Raw genomic sequence first — 15,065 nt, forward strand, 5'->3', positions numbered from 1 at the left:
ACCCGGGTAATTTGTGAATGCCCCGACGTTCAGGCAGCCTGCACGGCTATGATGCGCACCTTGCTGTGCGCCAGTTGGAGAAGCGGGTGAGCAAAGAGTTCAATCAAGAGGTGCTATTGGCGGAAGTGCATGATGCCTTCGGCCGCATCCGCGTGGTCGAGATCGGTGACTACCGTTTTCTCGAATTCGGCGAGCAGGTCGAGCAGAGCTGCGTGTTCACCCGTGATCCGGCCTGGCTGGAGTACGACTACACACGGGCCATGCTGCTCGGTGCCTTGCTCCACGAGGCGCCGGAAACCGCGCTGTTTCTCGGCCTGGGAGCGGGCAATCTGACCCAGTGTTGCCTGCAGTTCCTGCCCCTGGAGGACGTCGAGGTCATCGAGTTGCGCCCGGAGGTGCCACGTCTGGCCATGGAATTTCTCGGTCTGGGCGATGATCCGCGGTTGACCCTGCGCATTGGTGATGCGCTGGAACTGCTGGCCAGCGCCGAAACGGCCGACCTGATCTTCCTCGACCTGTATACCGACACTGGTCCGGGCGCCGGCCATCTGGCCTGGCGCTTCCTGCAGGACTGCCAGCAGAAACTCAACCCCGGTGGCTGGCTGGTGATCAACCAGTGGGGCACGGATAATGACAAGCCCCTCGGCGCGGCGCTGTTTCGCGGGCTGTTTCACCGGCATTACTGGGAAGTTCCGGTCAAGGAAGGCAACGTGGTTCTGCTGATCCCGGCCAGTCTGGAGCAGACCCTGGATGTTGCGGCTGTGCAGCAACGGATTGAGCGACTGGCGCCGGCGCTGGGTTATTCGCTGTTGCCCCTGCTGGATGCGCTGCGTCCGGCCAGTTGAGTGGCCGGCGGGACGAACAGTACCGATCCATTTTCTGATTTCACGAGTGATCCACGGCAGTGACCCAGCTTCCACCCTCCACAAGTATTTCCGCGCTGGCGCTGACCGCCCCGGTGGCCATGGGCTATATCCCGCTGGGCACGGTGTTCGGCTTTCTGTTTGTGCAGGCCGGCGGTGCCTGGTGGCTGGCCATCTGCAGCAGTCTGCTGGTCTACGCCGGCGCCGCGCAGTACATGATGATTCCGCTGCTGGCGGCCGGCATGTCTACCGCCAGCATTGCGCTGGCCACGCTGATCATCAATTCGCGACACGTGTTCTACGGTTTGTCGCTGCTGAATCGTTTGCCCGCAAGTCGCTGGCAGCGCTGGTATGTGATCTTCGGCCTGACCGATGAAACCTATTCGCTGATCACCACGCTGCCCGCCGGTAGCGACGAGCGCACCATGTTCCGCGTGACCCTGCTCAATCAGGGCTGGTGGGTGCTGGGTACGGCGCTCGGTGCATTGATCGGCGCACAGGCCAAGGTGACGCTGGCCGGACTGGATTTTGCCCTGGTCGCCCTGTTCTGTGTGTTGACGGTGGAGCAGTGGCGCACGCGTAAAAGTTCTGCACCGCTGTGGATAGCCCTGCTGGCCTTGGCCATTGCCTGGCCCTTGTCGGCCCGCCACGCCATGGTCATCGCGATTGCCCTGAGCGTACTGGCCGTGGTGTTTCTGGAGTTGCAGCGCAAGCGCAGCAACGGGGTAAAGCGATGACCGACAACCTCTATGTGCTCGGGGTGATCGTTGCCATGGCGCTGGTCACCCTGGCCTTGCGCGCCTTGCCGTTTGTCGCCGGGCAGTGGTTGCAGCAGCACCCGCTGGTGCATCGTCTGGGCCAGTTTCTGCCGCTGGCGATCATGACCCTGCTGCTGGCAAGCTCTACCCTGGGCGCCATGGCCGACGATCCCCACAGCCCCTGGCCCGAGCTGACGGCCGTGTTGCTGGTGGCGCTGCTGCAATGGTTCAGCAAAAACGCCTTGCTGAGTATTCTGCTGGGCACCGGGGTTTATGTGCTGTTGCGCAACTTCAGTTGAAATGCGGATTGTGGCGGAATTGCCGGTCGCTTATAGCGGCAGGCTGCAGTCCTGCTGGGCTATGCTGGAAGCTGTTGACCATTGACCGAATGACGGGAAATCCGAAGATGCTCAAACGCCTGCTCAGGGGTTTCACACTGTGTATCGCGCTGTTGGCCTGGCCGGTGACCGGCGTGCTGGCCGAGATTCAGCCCGAGCAGGCCGGGGTCGAGGTTCTGCCGGCCCATGACGGGCAGCACTGGTTCTGGATATGGGGCAACCGTGCGCCAAGCATGATCGACGGCCGCGCCCTGTTGTTCGATGACAACGGCAAGATGCTCGGTCAGCTGGATACCGGTTTCTGGTTCAACAGCCTGTTGCCGGCGCCGTCACGCAACGAACTGTTTGCCGTTGAAACCTATTTCAGCCGTGGCACCCGTGGCACCCGCAGCGACATGGTCACGGTCTATGACCCGCTGACCCTCAGCCCCAAGCGCGAAATTGCCATTCCGCCCAAGCGCATCAATGCTCTGGGCAATACCGGCCTGAGTGTGCTGTCGGATGACGAGCGTTTTCTGCTGGTGCTGAATTTCACCCCGGCGCAGTCGATCAGCATTGTCGATCTGGATGCCGACCGCTTTGTCGGCGAGGTGGAGACGCCCGGTTGTGCCTCGATCTATCCGGCCGGTGCGCGGGATTTCTATTCCATCTGTGGTGACGGCGGTTTCCTGCATCTGCGGCTGGGCGAGCAGGGCGAGGTGGTGCTCAAGGAACGCAGCAAACCGCTGTTCGATCCGCTCAAGGACCTGCTGTCCACGGCCGCTTCACGGATTGGCGATACCTGGTACTTCGTCTCCCGCGAGGGTCAGGCCTATGCGATTCAGATGGGCGCCGAACAGCTGCAGGTGAGCAAGCAGTGGTCGCTGGTCAGTGCCAGCGAACGGGATGACGACTGGCGCATCAGCGGCGTGCAGCACACGGCGGTGCACGGCGAAAGCGGCCGGCTGTTTGTGCTGATGCACCAGGGCGGGCCGGAGACCTTCCAGGAGCCGGGCACCGAGGTCTGGGTTTACAACGTGCGCAGCGGCGAGAAAGTGCAGAGCATCGAGCTGGAAGAACAGAGCATCGCCATCGGCGTCAGCCCCGGCGCGCAGCCGCGCCTGTACAGCGTGGATTTCGTGTTGCCAATGCCGCTGCTGGCCGGTGCCTGGATCTACCTGACCGAAGGCCAGGACGGCGTGCTGCGGCGGCTGCAGCAGGCGGTCAATCTGTATGACGCCGACAGCGGCAAACACCTGCGCAGTGTCGAAGGTTTGCCTTACGGTTATCTGAATATGGTGCTGCCATGGTGATGGAACTGTTGCGCGACCCGGTCTGGCTGACTGCCGTCAGTCTGGGTCTGGCCCTGCTGTTCGGCGCGGCGGGTTGGCACAAGCTGCGCAACCGGGCGGGCTTTAGCGCGATCCTGCAAAGCTATGCCCTGCTGCCTGAGCGACTGGTGCGTCCGGCCGCTTTGTTAGTGCCCTGGCTGGAGCTGGCTGCTGCCGCGGGTCTGCTAATTTCATCGGGCTATCCGCTTGCCGCCGTGCCGGGCGCCGCTTTGCTGCTGGCCTATGCCGCCGCCATGGCCCTGAGCCTGCTCAAAGGCCGGCGCATTGCCGACTGCGGCTGTCACTTCGGCGCGCAGCATCAGGCCGTCAGTGCCGCGCTGGTCTGGCGCAACCTGTTGCTGAGCGGGCTGGCGCTGAGTCTGCTGCAGGCACCGCGCAGCCGTGAACTGGGCGTTTACGACGGGCTGGTGATCGCGGCGGTGCTGCTGTGTGGCTGTGTCCTGTATTTACTGGCGAACAGCCTGATCGCCAATCAACAGACTGCCCGGGAGTTGTCCCTATGATTCAGGCGCTGGTTGTCTCGAATATTCTGGCCTGGCTGGTGATTCTGGCGTTGCTGCTGACGGTGCTGGCGCTGGCGCGGCAGATCGGCCTGCTGCACGAACGCATCCGTCCGGTGGGTGCGCTGGCGCTGGGCAAGGTAATCAAGGCCGGCGAGGATGCGCCGCTATTCAATCTGCCGGGCCTGACGGGCGGAGCCGTGAGCCTGGGCGGGGTGCAGCCTGACGGGTTAGCGACCTTGCTGTTTTTCCTCTCGCCGACTTGCCCGGTATGCAAAACCCTGTTGCCGGTGCTCAAGTCCATGCAAAGCCGCGAGCGCGACTGGCTGCGGGTGGTGCTGGCCAGTGACGGCGAGGAGGGCGAACAGCAGGCCTTTATCCGCCGTGAAGGGCTGGACGGCTTCCCCTACCTGTTGTCGCCTGAGGTGGGCATGGCCTACCAGATCGGCAAGCTGCCCTATGGCGTGCTGATTGACGGTCAGGGCAAGGTGGCGGCCCACGGTCTGATCAATACCCGTGAACATCTGGAAAGCCTGTTCGAGGCGCACCGGCTGGGCTATGCATCGGTGCAGCAATTTCACGCGGCCCATGGCTGAGGGGCAATGAAGATGGAGAATAACTGGCTGGATCGGCTGACCGAGAAAATGACCCGGCAGAGCGCGCGCAGCACCTCGCGCCGTGGCTTTCTCGGCAGTCTGGGGACCCTGCTGATTGGCGCCGGCGCCTTTACCTTGCTGCCGGTGTATCGCCAGGGTGCGTTTGCCGCGACCAGCGTGGCGGAAGAGGGTGACCCCAACAGTTGCGACTACTGGCGGCATTGCGCCATCGACGGTTTTCTCTGCGGTTGTTGTGGTGGCACGGCCAGCACTTGCCCGCCGGGTACGGTGAAGTCGGATATCACCTGGATCGGCACCTGTCGCAACCCCGTGGACGGCAAGGACTACATCATTTCCTACAACGATTGCTGCGGCAAAAGTAACTGTGGCCGCTGCATCTGCCAGCGTGACCAGGGCGATACACCGATCTACCGGCCGCAGAGCTCCAACGATCTCAACTGGTGTACCGGCAGCCAGGCCAATGTGCCGTACCACTGCTCGCTGTCGGTGGTGATCGGGGTGAAAGAGCATTGATCCGGCGCATCGCGCTGGTGTTGCTGCTGGCGGCAGGCCCGGCCTGGGCGACCGAGCCGGCGCAGGCCGACTACATGCTCAACTGCCAGGGCTGTCACCTGCCTGACGGCCGTGGTTTTCCGCAACGCCAGGTCCCCGACCTGCGTCAGCAGATGGGGCGCTTTCTCGCTGTACCCGGTGGCCGCGAGTATCTGGTGCAGGTGCCGGGCTCGGCACAGTCGGCCCTGGATGATGAGGGGCTGGCACGGGTGCTGAACTGGATGCTGCACAACTTCAGCGGCGCCGAACTGCCCGGTGGCTTCCTGCCGTACAGCGCAGCCGAAGTCGGCCAGTTGCGCCAGCAGCCGCTGACCAATCCCTCGGCGATCCGCGTGCAGCTGCTGGTGCAGATCGCCCGACAGCCAACGCCGCCCACAGGAGCCTTGTCCGATGAATAAGCTGATTATTCTGGCCGTGCTGTTGCCGCTGGCACTGACGGCCCGGGCGCAGCAGCCGGATGCCGCCCTGCTGGCCAGCTGTGCGGCCTGCCACGGCGCCCAAGGGCTGGGCGATCAGGCCCTGGGTGCGCCGCGTCTGGCCGGGCAGGGCGAGCAGTACCTGACACGCCAGCTGCAGAACTTCAGGGCCGGCCGGCGCGGCTATGCCGAACAGGATCAGCCCGGCCAGCAAATGCGTAGCATGGCAGCCAGCCTGAGCGATACGCAGATAGCCGGGCTTGCCGGGTACTACGCTGCCCTGCAGCTGGCCAGGCAGCCTGTCCCGGCGAGTGCTGCCAGCCAGTCCGGCGCCGCGCTCTATGCGGATGCCTGCGCCGCTTGCCACGGGCAGTTCGCCCAGGGCTACCCGCAACAACAGACACCTGACCTGCGCATCCTCGGCGGCTGGTATATCGACCAGCAGTTGCAGGCATTCGTGCAAGGCTGGCGCGGCGCGGATGCGCACGCCGATATCCGCGCCAAGTGGATGCGCACGGTGGCTACCCAGATCAACGATGAGCAGCAACGCCAGGCGGTGGTGGCTTACATCGAAACCCTTGGTTCGGGTTCATAGTCAGGCTGGTAGCTGCGCCGGTTACTCGGGTCTGGCTGCGCGCATCTGCTCTGCGAGTTGCAGCTTGCCCCGGGCCTGCAGGCCTTGCGCCGCGCCTTCGATATCCCGCGCATCCTTGTTCTGGCTGAGCTTGAACTTGCCTTCCAGCCGCGTCAGTTCGATCTCGATACCGACAATCGCCGCCAGCATCTGTGCGATGAATTCGGGGCTGGAGTCGGTGATCTTCCAGGGCTTCTCGGCGCCTGCCCGGGCTTCATGGGTGCGGGTCAGACGTGCGACGACACCACGCACGAACTGCTCATCGTCGCGCACCCGCAGGCGGCCGTGGGCATGTACCACGCGGTAATTCCAGGTCGGTACTTGTCTGTGTTGCTCATGCTTGCTCGGATACCAGTTCGGCGAGAGGTAGGCTTCTTCGGCACGAAACACCACCAGCACATCCAGGCCTTCACTCGCTTCGCGCCATAGCGGATTGGCCCGCGCGACGTGACCGATCAGCGTGCCGCAGGGACCCTGATCGGCCAGCAGCTCGAAGGGCAGGTGATTGGCATCCAGGCCTTCATCGCCGTGGGTGATCAGCACTCCAAGCGGGTATTGGCGGATCAGTTGCTGCAGTTGTTCCGGGCGGTGTTCAGCGAAATGGGCGGGCACGTACATGGGGAGCGGGTCTCGGCAAAGTCAGGCTGCAACAATAACGCAGTCAGCGGCCCTTGAACTGCACCGGCCGGCGTTCCTGCATGGCCAGCAGGCCCTCGCGGGCGTCTTCGCTGGTGAGCAGTTGCGCGACCAGCGGCTTGAGGCTGCGCGCAGCTACCTCAGGGCCCTGAGTGAAGGCCTGACGGGCACTGGCCAGTGTGGCCATCACCCCCAGCGGTGCTTGTGCGGCGATCCGTTCTGCCAGCCAGAGTGCCCGTGGCAGCAGGTCTTCGCTGGCCAGCACTTCCTGGGTCAGGCCGATGCGGTAGGCTTCGGCTGCGTCGAATTCGTCGCCGGTCAGCAGCCAGCGCATGGCATTGCCCCAGCCGGCAACGTGCGGCAGGCGCAGGGTGGCGCCGGCAAAGGGCAGGATGCCGCGCTGTACTTCCTTTTGTGCAAAACGGGTGTTGCTGGCACACAGGCTGATATCGGCAGCCAGCATCAGCTCGATGCCGATGGTGAAGCAGGCGCCCTGTACCGCAACGATCAACGGCTTGCTCAGGCGCGGACCGCCGAAGGTGCCCCAGGGGTCAATGGCGTCTCTGGGCAGTTCCCAGCCACTGCGCAGCAGTTCGCTGACACTGGCCTGATCAAGGCCGCCGGTGAAGTGTTCGCCATGGGCGAAGATCAGGACGCAGCGCGCACTGGCATCGCGCTCGTATTCACCCAGGGCGAGAACCAGATCGGTGAGCATGGGTTGATCAAAGGCATTGCGCCTGGACACCCGGTCCAGGCCGATGAGCATGATGTTGCCGCGCTTCTCACGCGTGACACGGCCGGCGCTGGAGGCTGTCATGGCTTATTCCTTGATCCGGGCAGCAGTTAAGTACTTGCCTGATGGGATATAGCTGCCAGCACCGGGGTTGTCCATGTGCGGAGCGGCTTTCATTCGGTTCAGGCGCAATAGATAACCGCTGCGCGGGGTTTTCCTGTATGATTCGCGCCGGCCAAACGATTGGCCTCGTTCAGGTTCAACATCTCGAAGCCGCGCTTCGACTGCTGGTCCGCCTTGCGGACCTCCTTGACGCAACTTATTTCACCAGCGTTCACGCAATTACTCTTCATTTCAGGCTGCCAGGGCGACCCACAAGGTCTTTCACGGCAAGTGCAGCCTAGAGGGCTTGGGTCTTTGCGGATGCATATGAGGCAGACCCATGACCCAGATACCCGGCGGCTTCGCCGCGCTCGGACTTCACCCCAATGTTCTCGCGGCAGTGTCCGCAGTTGGCTACGAAGAGCCGTCCCCGATTCAGGAACAAGCCATTCCGGTGATTCTCGCCGGCCACGACATGATCGGCCAGGCACAGACCGGTACCGGCAAGACGGCAGCCTTTGCCACGCCGATCCTGTCGAAGATCGATCCGACCAGGCGCGAGCCACAGGCGCTGATTCTCGCGCCGACCCGCGAACTGGCTTTGCAGGTGGCTACCGCCTTTGAAACCTACGCCAAGCAGATGCCCGGCCTTAATGTGGTAGCCGTTTACGGTGGCGCGCCGATGGGCCCGCAGCTGGCTGCCATCCGCAAGGGCGCGCAAGTGATAGTGGCGACCCCGGGCCGTCTGGTGGATCACCTGAGCCGCAACAATCAGGTGCTGTCGACCATCCGCTTCCTGGTACTCGACGAAGCCGATGAAATGCTCAAGCTGGGCTTCATGGATGACCTGGAAGTGATCTTCGAGGCCATGCCGGCCGAGCGCCAGAGCGTGTTGTTCTCCGCCACCCTGCCGGCTTCCATTCGTGGTATCGCCGGCAAGCACCTGCGTGAGCCCAAGCACATCAAGATCGCCAACAAGACCCAGACCGTGGAAGCCATCCAGCAGGCCTTCCTGATGGTGCATGCCGATCAGAAAATCGCTGCCGTATCGCGCCTGCTCGAGGTGGAAGACTTCGATGCACTGATCGCTTTCGTGCGCACCAAGCAGGCTACCCTGGATCTGGCTTCAGCACTGGAAGCCAGGGGCTACAAGGTCGCCGCACTGAATGGCGACATTGCGCAGAACCAGCGCGAGCGGGTCATCGAGTCGCTGAAAGACAAGCGTCTGGATATCGTGGTGGCTACCGATGTGGCCGCGCGTGGTCTGGATGTACCGCGCATCACCCACGTACTCAACGTCGACATGCCTTACGACCCGGAATCCTACGTGCACCGGATCGGTCGTACCGGCCGTGCCGGCCGGGAAGGGCGTGCCTTGCTGCTGGTGACACCGCGCGAGCGCCGCATGCTGCAGTCGGTCGAGCGGGTGACCGGGCAGAAAATTGCCGAAATCCGCCTGCCGGATGCCAAGCAGGTACTTGATGCACGCATCAAGAAGCTTACTAACAGCTTGGCACCACTGGTTGCCGATGCGGAAAGTACCCATGGTGATCTGCTCGATCGTCTGGTTGCCGACATCGGCTGCAGTCCGCGTGCGTTGGCCGCTGCATTGTTGCGCAAGGCCACCAACGGGCAATCGCTGACACTGGCCGAGGTCGAGCGTGAACAGCCGCTGGTACCCAACGCCTCCGGCCCGCGCGAGCGTAACGAGCGCAGCAGTCGCAGCACCTCCGGTTCTTCCGACAGCCGTCCGCCACGGGCCCCGATGCCGCTGACCGAAGGCCGCGCACGTTGCCGTACCGCTCTGGGTACCCGCGACGGCATTGCCGCGAAAAACCTGCTCGGTGCCATCCTTAACGAGGGTGGTCTGAGCCGTGAGGCCATCGGGCGCATCCAGATCCGTGAAGCCTTCAGTCTGGTGGAGTTGCCCGAAGAAGGCCTCGACCGCCTGCTGGCCAAGCTCAAGGACACCCGCGTAGCCGGCAAGGCCCTGAAGCTGCGTCGCTACCGCGAGGATTGATCAGCGCCCAGGCCTGATCTGCCATACCAACGGCCCGCTGCCCTGTGCAGTCGGGCCGTTTTTTTGTGTGGCGGATTGTGCCGGCGCGGTTGAAAGTTGCCGTTAAGCCGTTACAATGGCGCCGCTTACCGCAAGGGTGAGCAGCGTTATGGCGGCCCTATCGGTCCCCCCGCAACGATCAGCCGTGAACCCGGTCAGGCCTGGAAGGGAGCAGCCGCAGCGGTGACATTGTGTGCCGGGGTGTGGCTGGTAGGGTTGCCACCATTCAAGGCATGAAAATCCGCTTTCCCGACCTTCCCGGCGCGCAGCCAGACGCAGCTTTGGATGCAATTTGCCGCCTGCTCCGTTAGCATTGCCGTCTTCTGCACCCGTGGCGATGAATATCAATGAGTTATCAGGTTCTTGCACGCAAATGGCGTCCGCGCTCGTTCAGCGAAATGGTCGGGCAGACCCACGTACTCAAGGCCCTGATCAACGCTCTGGATAACCAGCGCCTGCACCATGCCTATCTGTTCACCGGCACCCGCGGGGTGGGCAAGACCACCATCGCGCGCATTCTCGCCAAGTGCCTGAACTGCGAAACCGGGGTCAGCTCCACACCCTGCGGCACCTGCTCGATCTGCAGGGAAATCGACGAAGGTCGCTTCATGGACCTGATCGAAGTGGATGCGGCCAGCCGTACCAAGGTCGAGGACACCCGCGAACTGCTGGATAACGTGCAGTACGCACCGACCCGCGGGCGCTACAAGGTCTACCTGATCGACGAAGTGCACATGCTCTCCGGGCACTCGTTCAATGCGCTGCTGAAAACCCTGGAAGAGCCGCCACCCCACGTCAAATTCCTGCTCGCCACCACCGATCCGCAGAAGCTTCCGATCACCGTGTTGTCGCGCTGCCTGCAGTTCGCCTTGAAGAACATGCCGCCGGAGCGGGTGGTCGAGCACCTGACCCATGTACTGACTACGGAAAACATCCCCTTCGAGGAGGACGCCCTGTGGCTGCTCGGCCGTGCTGCCGACGGTTCGATGCGCGATGCCATGAGTCTGGCCGATCAGTCCATCTCCTTTGGCGATGGCAAGGTACTGGCCGCCGATGTGCGGACGATGCTCGGCACCCTCGATCAGGGCCAGGTCTATGGCGTACTCGATGCGCTACTGGCGGGCGATGCGCGGGCTTTGCTCGAAGCCGTACGGCATCTGGCCGAGCACGGGCCGGACTGGAACGGCTTGCTGGCGGAGATTCTCAATGTGCTGCACCGCATCGCCATCGCCCAGGCTCTGCCCGAGGCGGTCGACAACGGCCAGGGTGATCGCGAGCGCGTGCTGGCACTGGCCCAAGCCCTGCCGGCTGAAGATGTGCAGTTCTATTACCAGATGGGCCTGATCGGCCGGCGCGACCTGTCATTGGCGCCGGATCCGCGCAGCGGTTTCGAAATGGTGCTGCTGCGCATGCTGGCGTTTCGTCCGGCAGACAGCGAGGACGCGCCGCAACGACCACTAAAGACGCTGGGGATCAGTCAGGCCACGGCTGATTCCACTACCAACCCAGTGGCCGGTGTTGCAGTAACGGCGCCGGTTGCCGCTGCAGTGCCCCCCGTAGCTGCTGAAACCAGGCCGGCACCTGCGGCTGCGGTGGTCCAGGCCGTAACAGCCGCTGATTCGCCAGCTGCTGTTGCGCCAGTGCAGCCTGCAGAGGCGATTGATCTGCCATGGGATGTACCGGGCAAGCCGGCGCAAGCAGCACTTGCCCCTGCTGTTGCAGCGGTTGAGGCGGCAGACAGTGAAAGTGACGAGCCGCCGAATTCGGATGAGGGCTACTACGATTCCGAAGCTGCCGATCTGCTGCAGATGGATGTATTGCTCGATGCTCAACCGGCTGCCGAGGCCGGGGTAGACATCCTGCCGGCCGTGCAGCCGGCCACCGGGCTGGCCGCCGAATGGCTTCTGCTGTGTCCGCAGATCGGCTTGTCCGGCATGACCGGCAGCATTGCGGCCAACTGTACGCTGGTGGCCAGGGAGGGCGATGCCTGGACGCTGCATCTGGACCCGGCGCAAAGCGCGTTGTTCAATGCCAGCCAGCAGCAGCGCCTGAACGATGCACTGAACCAGCACCTGGGCCGCAGCATCCAGCTGCAGATCGAGGTGATCAAGCCTGCGCAGGAAACTCCGGCGCAGGCCAATGCGCGCAAGCGAATCGAGCGCCAGCACCAGGCCGAGGAGGCGATCCGTAACGATCCGCTGATTCGCCAGATGATTGAACAGTTCGGGGCCAGCATTCGCCCCGAATCCATAGAACCCCTGTAACGCCGAGGAAGAGCAAAATGATGAAAGGTGGCATGGCCGGTCTGATGAAGCAGGCCCAGCAGATGCAGGAAAAAATGCAGAAGATGCAGGAAGAACTGGCCAACGCCGAAGTGACCGGTCAATCCGGCGCCGGGCTGGTCAGCGTGGTGATGACCGGTCGGCATGACGTCAAGCGCATCAGTCTGGATGACAGCCTGATGCAGGAAGACAAGGAAATCCTTGAAGACCTGATCGCTGCGGCGGTGAACGACGCGGTGCGCAAGATCGAGGCCAACAGCCAGTCGCAGATGGCCGGCATGACTGCCGGGATGCAGCTTCCCCCAGGCTTCAAAATGCCTTTCTGAACGAGGCGTCCGCCACTGCACATAGCTGCGTTGCAATCCGGATCGGGCATGCGCATTTACGGCCAGTAAACGCCGCTGCCCGATCCGGACTGCGCCTTGCTCTGCACAGCGTCTGATCAGCACTTGCACCCCGGGTTATTCGTGCGTTATTGATCAGGTGACTCCGTAGGAGCGAGCTTGCTCGCGATGCTTTTGCTTTGCTGTGGACCGCGAGCAGGCTCACTCCAGTGCAAGGCAATCATGTTTTGCCAGTCACATACCTGGCCACGCTGGAGAAGGCCTTGCGCCGTTCTCCACCATCCGAATATTTCAGGTAATCCCCATGAGCTTCAGCCCGCTGATTCGCCAATTGATCGATTCGCTGCGCATCCTCCCCGGTGTCGGGCAGAAGACCGCGCAGCGCATGGCGTTGCAGATGCTTGAGCGCGATCGCAGCGGTGGCCTGCAACTGGCGCGGGCGCTGACGGCAGCGATGGAAGGGGTAGGGCATTGCCAGCGCTGTCGCACCCTCAGCGAGGACGCCTTGTGTCCGCTGTGTGCCGATCCGCGCCGGGATGACAGCCTGCTGTGTGTGGTGGAAGGTCCGCTGGAGGTGTTTGCCGTGGAGCAGACCGGCTTTCGCGGGCGCTTCTTCGTGCTCAAGGGCCATCTGTCACCGCTGGACGGGCTGGGCCCGGAAGCCATCGGTATCCCCGAGTTGCTGGCGCGGGTCGAGGCCGGCAGTTTCAGCGAGATCATCCTGGCCACCAACCCGACCGTCGAAGGCGAAGCCACCGCCCACTACATCGCGCAGATGCTCGCCGGCAAAGGCCTGAGCATGACGCGCATCGCCCACGGTGTGCCGCTGGGTGGAGAGCTGGAGATGGTCGATGGCGGCACCCTGGCCCACGCACTGGCCGGCCGCCGGCCGATGGGTGCCTGAGCGATTGGCTGCTGCGCAGCGCTAGCCTTTGCATCTGCAGGGCGCAATGCTGCAGCATGGGCGGATGAGGCGTTTTGCCCATCGCGACAACACTGCGGATCAGAAAACCCGGCATGCCGACACCTATCGACCTTATCGCTGCGCGCTTGCAGGCTCACGCTGCCCGACGGATTCCCGGCCGGCGCTGGGTCAGGCGTTGCGGCGTGGTGCTGTTGCTCGCCGATTGCGGCCTGGATGGCAACCCGGATGAACCCGTGGTGTTGCTGATGAAACGCGCCGAACGCGCTGGCGATCCCTGGTCGGGCCATGTCTCCTTCCCCGGTGGCAGGGTGGCGCGGGAGGATGCCAGCACCCGTGCCGCGGCCTTGCGCGAATTGCAGGAGGAAACCGGGTTTGATCCTGCCGGGCGGGTCGAAGCCATTGGTCGGCTTTCCGATGTCTTGACCAAAGAGCATGCGCGACCGCTGCCCATGGTGGTTTCGCCCTATGTCTACCGCACGCCGCAGGCGCTCCGGCTCAAGCCGGGTATCGAAGCTGCCGAGCTGCACTGGGTACCCTTGTCCTGGCTGAGTGATCCGCTGCGCCGGCAGACCCTGATCTGGCGTGTTGCCGGTCTGCGCGTTCCGGCGCCCTGTATCGATCTGGACGGGGCGCGGCTGTGGGGCCTGTCGCTGATGATGACCAGGGAGTTGCTGCGGGTAGCCCGTCCCGGCGCGTAACAGGCATAAATGACCTGTTGCATGGCCAGACTCCCCTTTGTTTGCCAAGCAAGCGCTTGGTATGGTCTCTGCAGCAATTACAGGAGTCGGTCATGTCCGCAGCACAGCAATACTTCAATCAGGAACACCAGTTGGTCCGCGACTCGGTCAGCCGTTTTGTCGAGCGTGAAATCCTGCCGTTCATCGATGAGTGGGAGGAGGCTGAAGAATTTCCCCGCGAGTTGTACCTCAAGGCCGGCGCCGCCGGGATTCTCGGTATCGGCTATCCGGAACAATATGGCGGCAGCTATGAAGGTGACCTGTTTGCCAAGGTGGCGGCCAGTGAGGAGCTGATGCGTTGCGGCTCCGGCGGTCTGGTGGCCGGTATCGGCTCGCTGGATATCGGCATGCCGCCGCTGCTCAAGTGGGGCAAGCCGGCGCTGCGTGAGCGGGTGGTGCCACAGGTGCTGACTGGCGAAAAGATCATGGCGCTGGCCATCACCGAGCCGTCCGGCGGTTCCGACGTGGCCAGCCTGAAAACCCGCGCCGTGCGCGACGGGGATTTTTATCGCGTGAGCGGTAGCAAGACCTTTATCACCAGCGGTGTGCGTGCCGATTACTACACGGTGGCGGTGCGTACCGGCGGTGACGGTTTCGGCGGCGTCAGTCTGCTGCTGATCGAGAAGGGCACGCCGGGGTTCACCGTCGGCCGTTCATTGAAGAAGATGGGCTGGTGGGCCTCGGACACCGCCGAGCTGTTTTTCGACGATTGCAAGGTGCCGGTGGAGAACCTGATCGGCATGGAGAACATGGGTTTTGCCTGCATCATGGCCAACTTCCAGAGCGAGCGGTTGTCGCTGGCGATCATGGCCAACATGACTTCGCAACTGGCGCTGGAAGAGGCGTTGAAATGGGCTAAAGAGCGCGCGGCCTTCGGCAAGCCGATCGGCAAGTTCCAGGTGCTCAAGCACCGCCTGGCCGAGATGGCTACCCAGCTGGAAGTGTCCCGCGAGTTCACCTATCGCCAGGCCGCGCAGATGGCTGCCGGCAAGAGCGTGATCAAGGAAATCTCCATGGCCAAGAATTTCGCCACGGATGTCTCCGACCGCATCACCTATGACGCCACGCAGATTCTCGGCGGCATGGGCTTCATGCGCGAAAGCCTGGTCGAGCGGCTGTATCGGGATAACCGCATCCTGTCGATCGGCGGCGGTACCCGCGAAGTGATGAACGAAATCATCAGCAAGCAAATGGGGCTGTAAATCAGCGCCGCCACGCCATGCAACGAGGGGCAAACC

The 15,065-nt window shown here is 63.2% G+C and carries 18 protein-coding genes and 1 other RNA gene; 16 read left to right on the plus strand and 3 right to left on the minus strand.

Annotated elements, in window-relative coordinates; genetic code table 11:
* Nucleotides 1-17: 17 nt before the first annotated feature.
* The 9 genes from BLT89_RS06340 to BLT89_RS06380 all read left to right on the plus strand — a co-directional run bounded on the left by BLT89_RS06340 (nt 18) and on the right by BLT89_RS06380 (nt 5,970).
* Nucleotides 18-845 carry a spermidine synthase gene (locus tag BLT89_RS06340; protein WP_157718807.1) on the plus strand — a complete coding sequence of 276 codons (828 nt, stop codon included), beginning with the start codon at nt 18-20 and terminating at the stop codon, nt 843-845.
* A gap of 59 nt (nt 846-904) precedes the next feature.
* The gene (locus BLT89_RS06345; protein WP_197673539.1) at nt 905-1,600 is read left to right on the plus strand and encodes an AzlC family ABC transporter permease; all 696 of its coding nucleotides are present in this window, start codon (nt 905-907) and stop codon (nt 1,598-1,600) included.
* Entirely contained in the window at nt 1,597-1,920 is a 324-nt protein-coding gene (locus tag BLT89_RS06350; RefSeq protein WP_090193633.1) for a branched-chain amino acid transporter permease, read from the plus strand. The genes BLT89_RS06345 and BLT89_RS06350 overlap by 4 nt, the downstream gene beginning before the upstream one ends.
* A gap of 107 nt (nt 1,921-2,027) precedes the next feature.
* Nucleotides 2,028-3,251, plus strand: coding sequence for an amine dehydrogenase large subunit (locus BLT89_RS06355; protein WP_090193634.1), 1,224 nt, complete (start codon nt 2,028-2,030; stop codon nt 3,249-3,251).
* Nucleotides 3,245-3,793, plus strand: coding sequence for a MauE/DoxX family redox-associated membrane protein (locus BLT89_RS06360; RefSeq protein WP_090193635.1), 549 nt, complete (start codon nt 3,245-3,247; stop codon nt 3,791-3,793). Before BLT89_RS06355 ends, BLT89_RS06360 begins: the two co-directional genes overlap by 7 nt.
* Nucleotides 3,790-4,386 carry a methylamine dehydrogenase accessory protein MauD gene (gene mauD / locus BLT89_RS06365; RefSeq protein ID WP_090193636.1) on the plus strand — a complete coding sequence of 199 codons (597 nt, stop codon included), beginning with the start codon at nt 3,790-3,792 and terminating at the stop codon, nt 4,384-4,386. The genes BLT89_RS06360 and mauD overlap by 4 nt, the downstream gene beginning before the upstream one ends.
* Before the next feature lie 12 nt (nt 4,387-4,398).
* A complete protein-coding gene (locus BLT89_RS06370; protein WP_090198772.1) occupies nt 4,399-4,920 on the plus strand; it encodes a methylamine dehydrogenase light chain in 522 nt (173 codons plus the stop codon).
* Nucleotides 4,917-5,357 carry a cytochrome c family protein gene (locus BLT89_RS06375; RefSeq protein WP_090193637.1) on the plus strand — a complete coding sequence of 147 codons (441 nt, stop codon included), beginning with the start codon at nt 4,917-4,919 and terminating at the stop codon, nt 5,355-5,357. Before BLT89_RS06370 ends, BLT89_RS06375 begins: the two co-directional genes overlap by 4 nt.
* On the plus strand, nt 5,350-5,970 hold the full coding sequence (locus tag BLT89_RS06380; protein WP_090193638.1) for a c-type cytochrome: 621 nt from the start codon (nt 5,350-5,352) through the stop codon (nt 5,968-5,970). Before BLT89_RS06375 ends, BLT89_RS06380 begins: the two co-directional genes overlap by 8 nt.
* A 21-nt stretch (nt 5,971-5,991) precedes the next feature.
* Here BLT89_RS06380 and BLT89_RS06385 read toward each other — a convergent pair whose 3' ends face one another.
* From BLT89_RS06385 to BLT89_RS17600, 3 genes are all read right to left on the minus strand, one after another.
* Nucleotides 5,992-6,627: an FMN-binding negative transcriptional regulator gene (locus BLT89_RS06385; protein WP_090193639.1), complete on the minus strand. Its 636-nt coding sequence runs from the start codon at nt 6,625-6,627 to the stop codon at nt 5,992-5,994.
* Between the two features lie 43 nt (nt 6,628-6,670).
* Nucleotides 6,671-7,462, minus strand: a complete 792-nt coding sequence (locus BLT89_RS06390) for a crotonase/enoyl-CoA hydratase family protein (RefSeq protein WP_090193640.1) — start codon at nt 7,460-7,462, stop codon at nt 6,671-6,673.
* A gap of 98 nt (nt 7,463-7,560) precedes the next feature.
* Entirely contained in the window at nt 7,561-7,716 is a 156-nt protein-coding gene (locus BLT89_RS17600; protein ID WP_157718808.1) for a hypothetical protein, read from the minus strand.
* Nucleotides 7,717-7,820: 104 nt separating this feature from the next.
* Here BLT89_RS17600 and BLT89_RS06395 point away from each other — a divergent pair, with 104 nt between their 5' ends.
* The 7 genes from BLT89_RS06395 to BLT89_RS06425 all read left to right on the plus strand — a co-directional run bounded on the left by BLT89_RS06395 (nt 7,821) and on the right by BLT89_RS06425 (nt 15,029).
* Nucleotides 7,821-9,500 carry a DEAD/DEAH box helicase gene (locus BLT89_RS06395; protein WP_090193641.1) on the plus strand — a complete coding sequence of 560 codons (1,680 nt, stop codon included), beginning with the start codon at nt 7,821-7,823 and terminating at the stop codon, nt 9,498-9,500.
* 158 nt (nt 9,501-9,658) lie between these two features.
* Nucleotides 9,659-9,755, plus strand: an RNA gene (gene ffs / locus BLT89_RS06400) — signal recognition particle sRNA small type.
* A 131-nt stretch (nt 9,756-9,886) separates the two neighbouring features.
* Entirely contained in the window at nt 9,887-11,803 is a 1,917-nt protein-coding gene (gene dnaX, locus BLT89_RS06405; RefSeq protein WP_090193642.1) for a DNA polymerase III subunit gamma/tau, read from the plus strand.
* A 17-nt stretch (nt 11,804-11,820) separates the two neighbouring features.
* On the plus strand, nt 11,821-12,147 hold the full coding sequence (locus BLT89_RS06410) for a YbaB/EbfC family nucleoid-associated protein (protein WP_090193643.1): 327 nt from the start codon (nt 11,821-11,823) through the stop codon (nt 12,145-12,147).
* Nucleotides 12,148-12,469: 322 nt separating this feature from the next.
* Entirely contained in the window at nt 12,470-13,069 is a 600-nt protein-coding gene (gene recR / locus BLT89_RS06415) for a recombination mediator RecR (protein WP_090193644.1), read from the plus strand.
* A gap of 113 nt (nt 13,070-13,182) precedes the next feature.
* Nucleotides 13,183-13,788, plus strand: a complete 606-nt coding sequence (locus BLT89_RS06420) for an NUDIX hydrolase (RefSeq protein WP_090193645.1) — start codon at nt 13,183-13,185, stop codon at nt 13,786-13,788.
* Between the two features lie 92 nt (nt 13,789-13,880).
* Nucleotides 13,881-15,029 carry an acyl-CoA dehydrogenase family protein gene (locus tag BLT89_RS06425; protein WP_090193646.1) on the plus strand — a complete coding sequence of 383 codons (1,149 nt, stop codon included), beginning with the start codon at nt 13,881-13,883 and terminating at the stop codon, nt 15,027-15,029.
* Nucleotides 15,030-15,065 lie beyond the last annotated feature (36 nt).

Source organism: Pseudomonas pohangensis (assembly GCF_900105995.1).
GTDB lineage: Bacteria > Pseudomonadota > Gammaproteobacteria > Pseudomonadales > Pseudomonadaceae > Aquipseudomonas > Aquipseudomonas pohangensis.

Excerpts from the sequence above, each read along its gene's own strand:
- BLT89_RS06355 (WP_090193634.1), top strand. The coding sequence starts at position 2,028 with ATGCTCAAACGCCTGCTCAGGGGTTTCACACTGTGTATCGCGCTGTTG.
- BLT89_RS06395 (WP_090193641.1), top strand. The coding sequence starts at position 7,821 with ATGACCCAGATACCCGGCGGCTTCGCCGCGCTCGGACTTCACCCCAAT.
- BLT89_RS06340 (WP_157718807.1), top strand. The coding sequence starts at position 18 with ATGCCCCGACGTTCAGGCAGCCTGCACGGCTATGATGCGCACCTTGCT.
- dnaX (WP_090193642.1), top strand. The coding sequence starts at position 9,887 with ATGAGTTATCAGGTTCTTGCACGCAAATGGCGTCCGCGCTCGTTCAGC.
- BLT89_RS06360 (WP_090193635.1), top strand. The coding sequence starts at position 3,245 with ATGGTGATGGAACTGTTGCGCGACCCGGTCTGGCTGACTGCCGTCAGT.
- BLT89_RS06390 (WP_090193640.1), bottom strand. The coding sequence starts at position 7,462 with ATGACAGCCTCCAGCGCCGGCCGTGTCACGCGTGAGAAGCGCGGCAAC.
- BLT89_RS06385 (WP_090193639.1), bottom strand. The coding sequence starts at position 6,627 with ATGTACGTGCCCGCCCATTTCGCTGAACACCGCCCGGAACAACTGCAG.
- BLT89_RS06410 (WP_090193643.1), top strand. The coding sequence starts at position 11,821 with ATGATGAAAGGTGGCATGGCCGGTCTGATGAAGCAGGCCCAGCAGATG.
- BLT89_RS06420 (WP_090193645.1), top strand. The coding sequence starts at position 13,183 with ATGCCGACACCTATCGACCTTATCGCTGCGCGCTTGCAGGCTCACGCT.
- BLT89_RS06425 (WP_090193646.1), top strand. The coding sequence starts at position 13,881 with ATGTCCGCAGCACAGCAATACTTCAATCAGGAACACCAGTTGGTCCGC.
- BLT89_RS06350 (WP_090193633.1), top strand. The coding sequence starts at position 1,597 with ATGACCGACAACCTCTATGTGCTCGGGGTGATCGTTGCCATGGCGCTG.
- mauD (WP_090193636.1), top strand. The coding sequence starts at position 3,790 with ATGATTCAGGCGCTGGTTGTCTCGAATATTCTGGCCTGGCTGGTGATT.
- recR (WP_090193644.1), top strand. The coding sequence starts at position 12,470 with ATGAGCTTCAGCCCGCTGATTCGCCAATTGATCGATTCGCTGCGCATC.
- BLT89_RS06370 (WP_090198772.1), top strand. The coding sequence starts at position 4,399 with ATGGAGAATAACTGGCTGGATCGGCTGACCGAGAAAATGACCCGGCAG.
- BLT89_RS06380 (WP_090193638.1), top strand. The coding sequence starts at position 5,350 with ATGAATAAGCTGATTATTCTGGCCGTGCTGTTGCCGCTGGCACTGACG.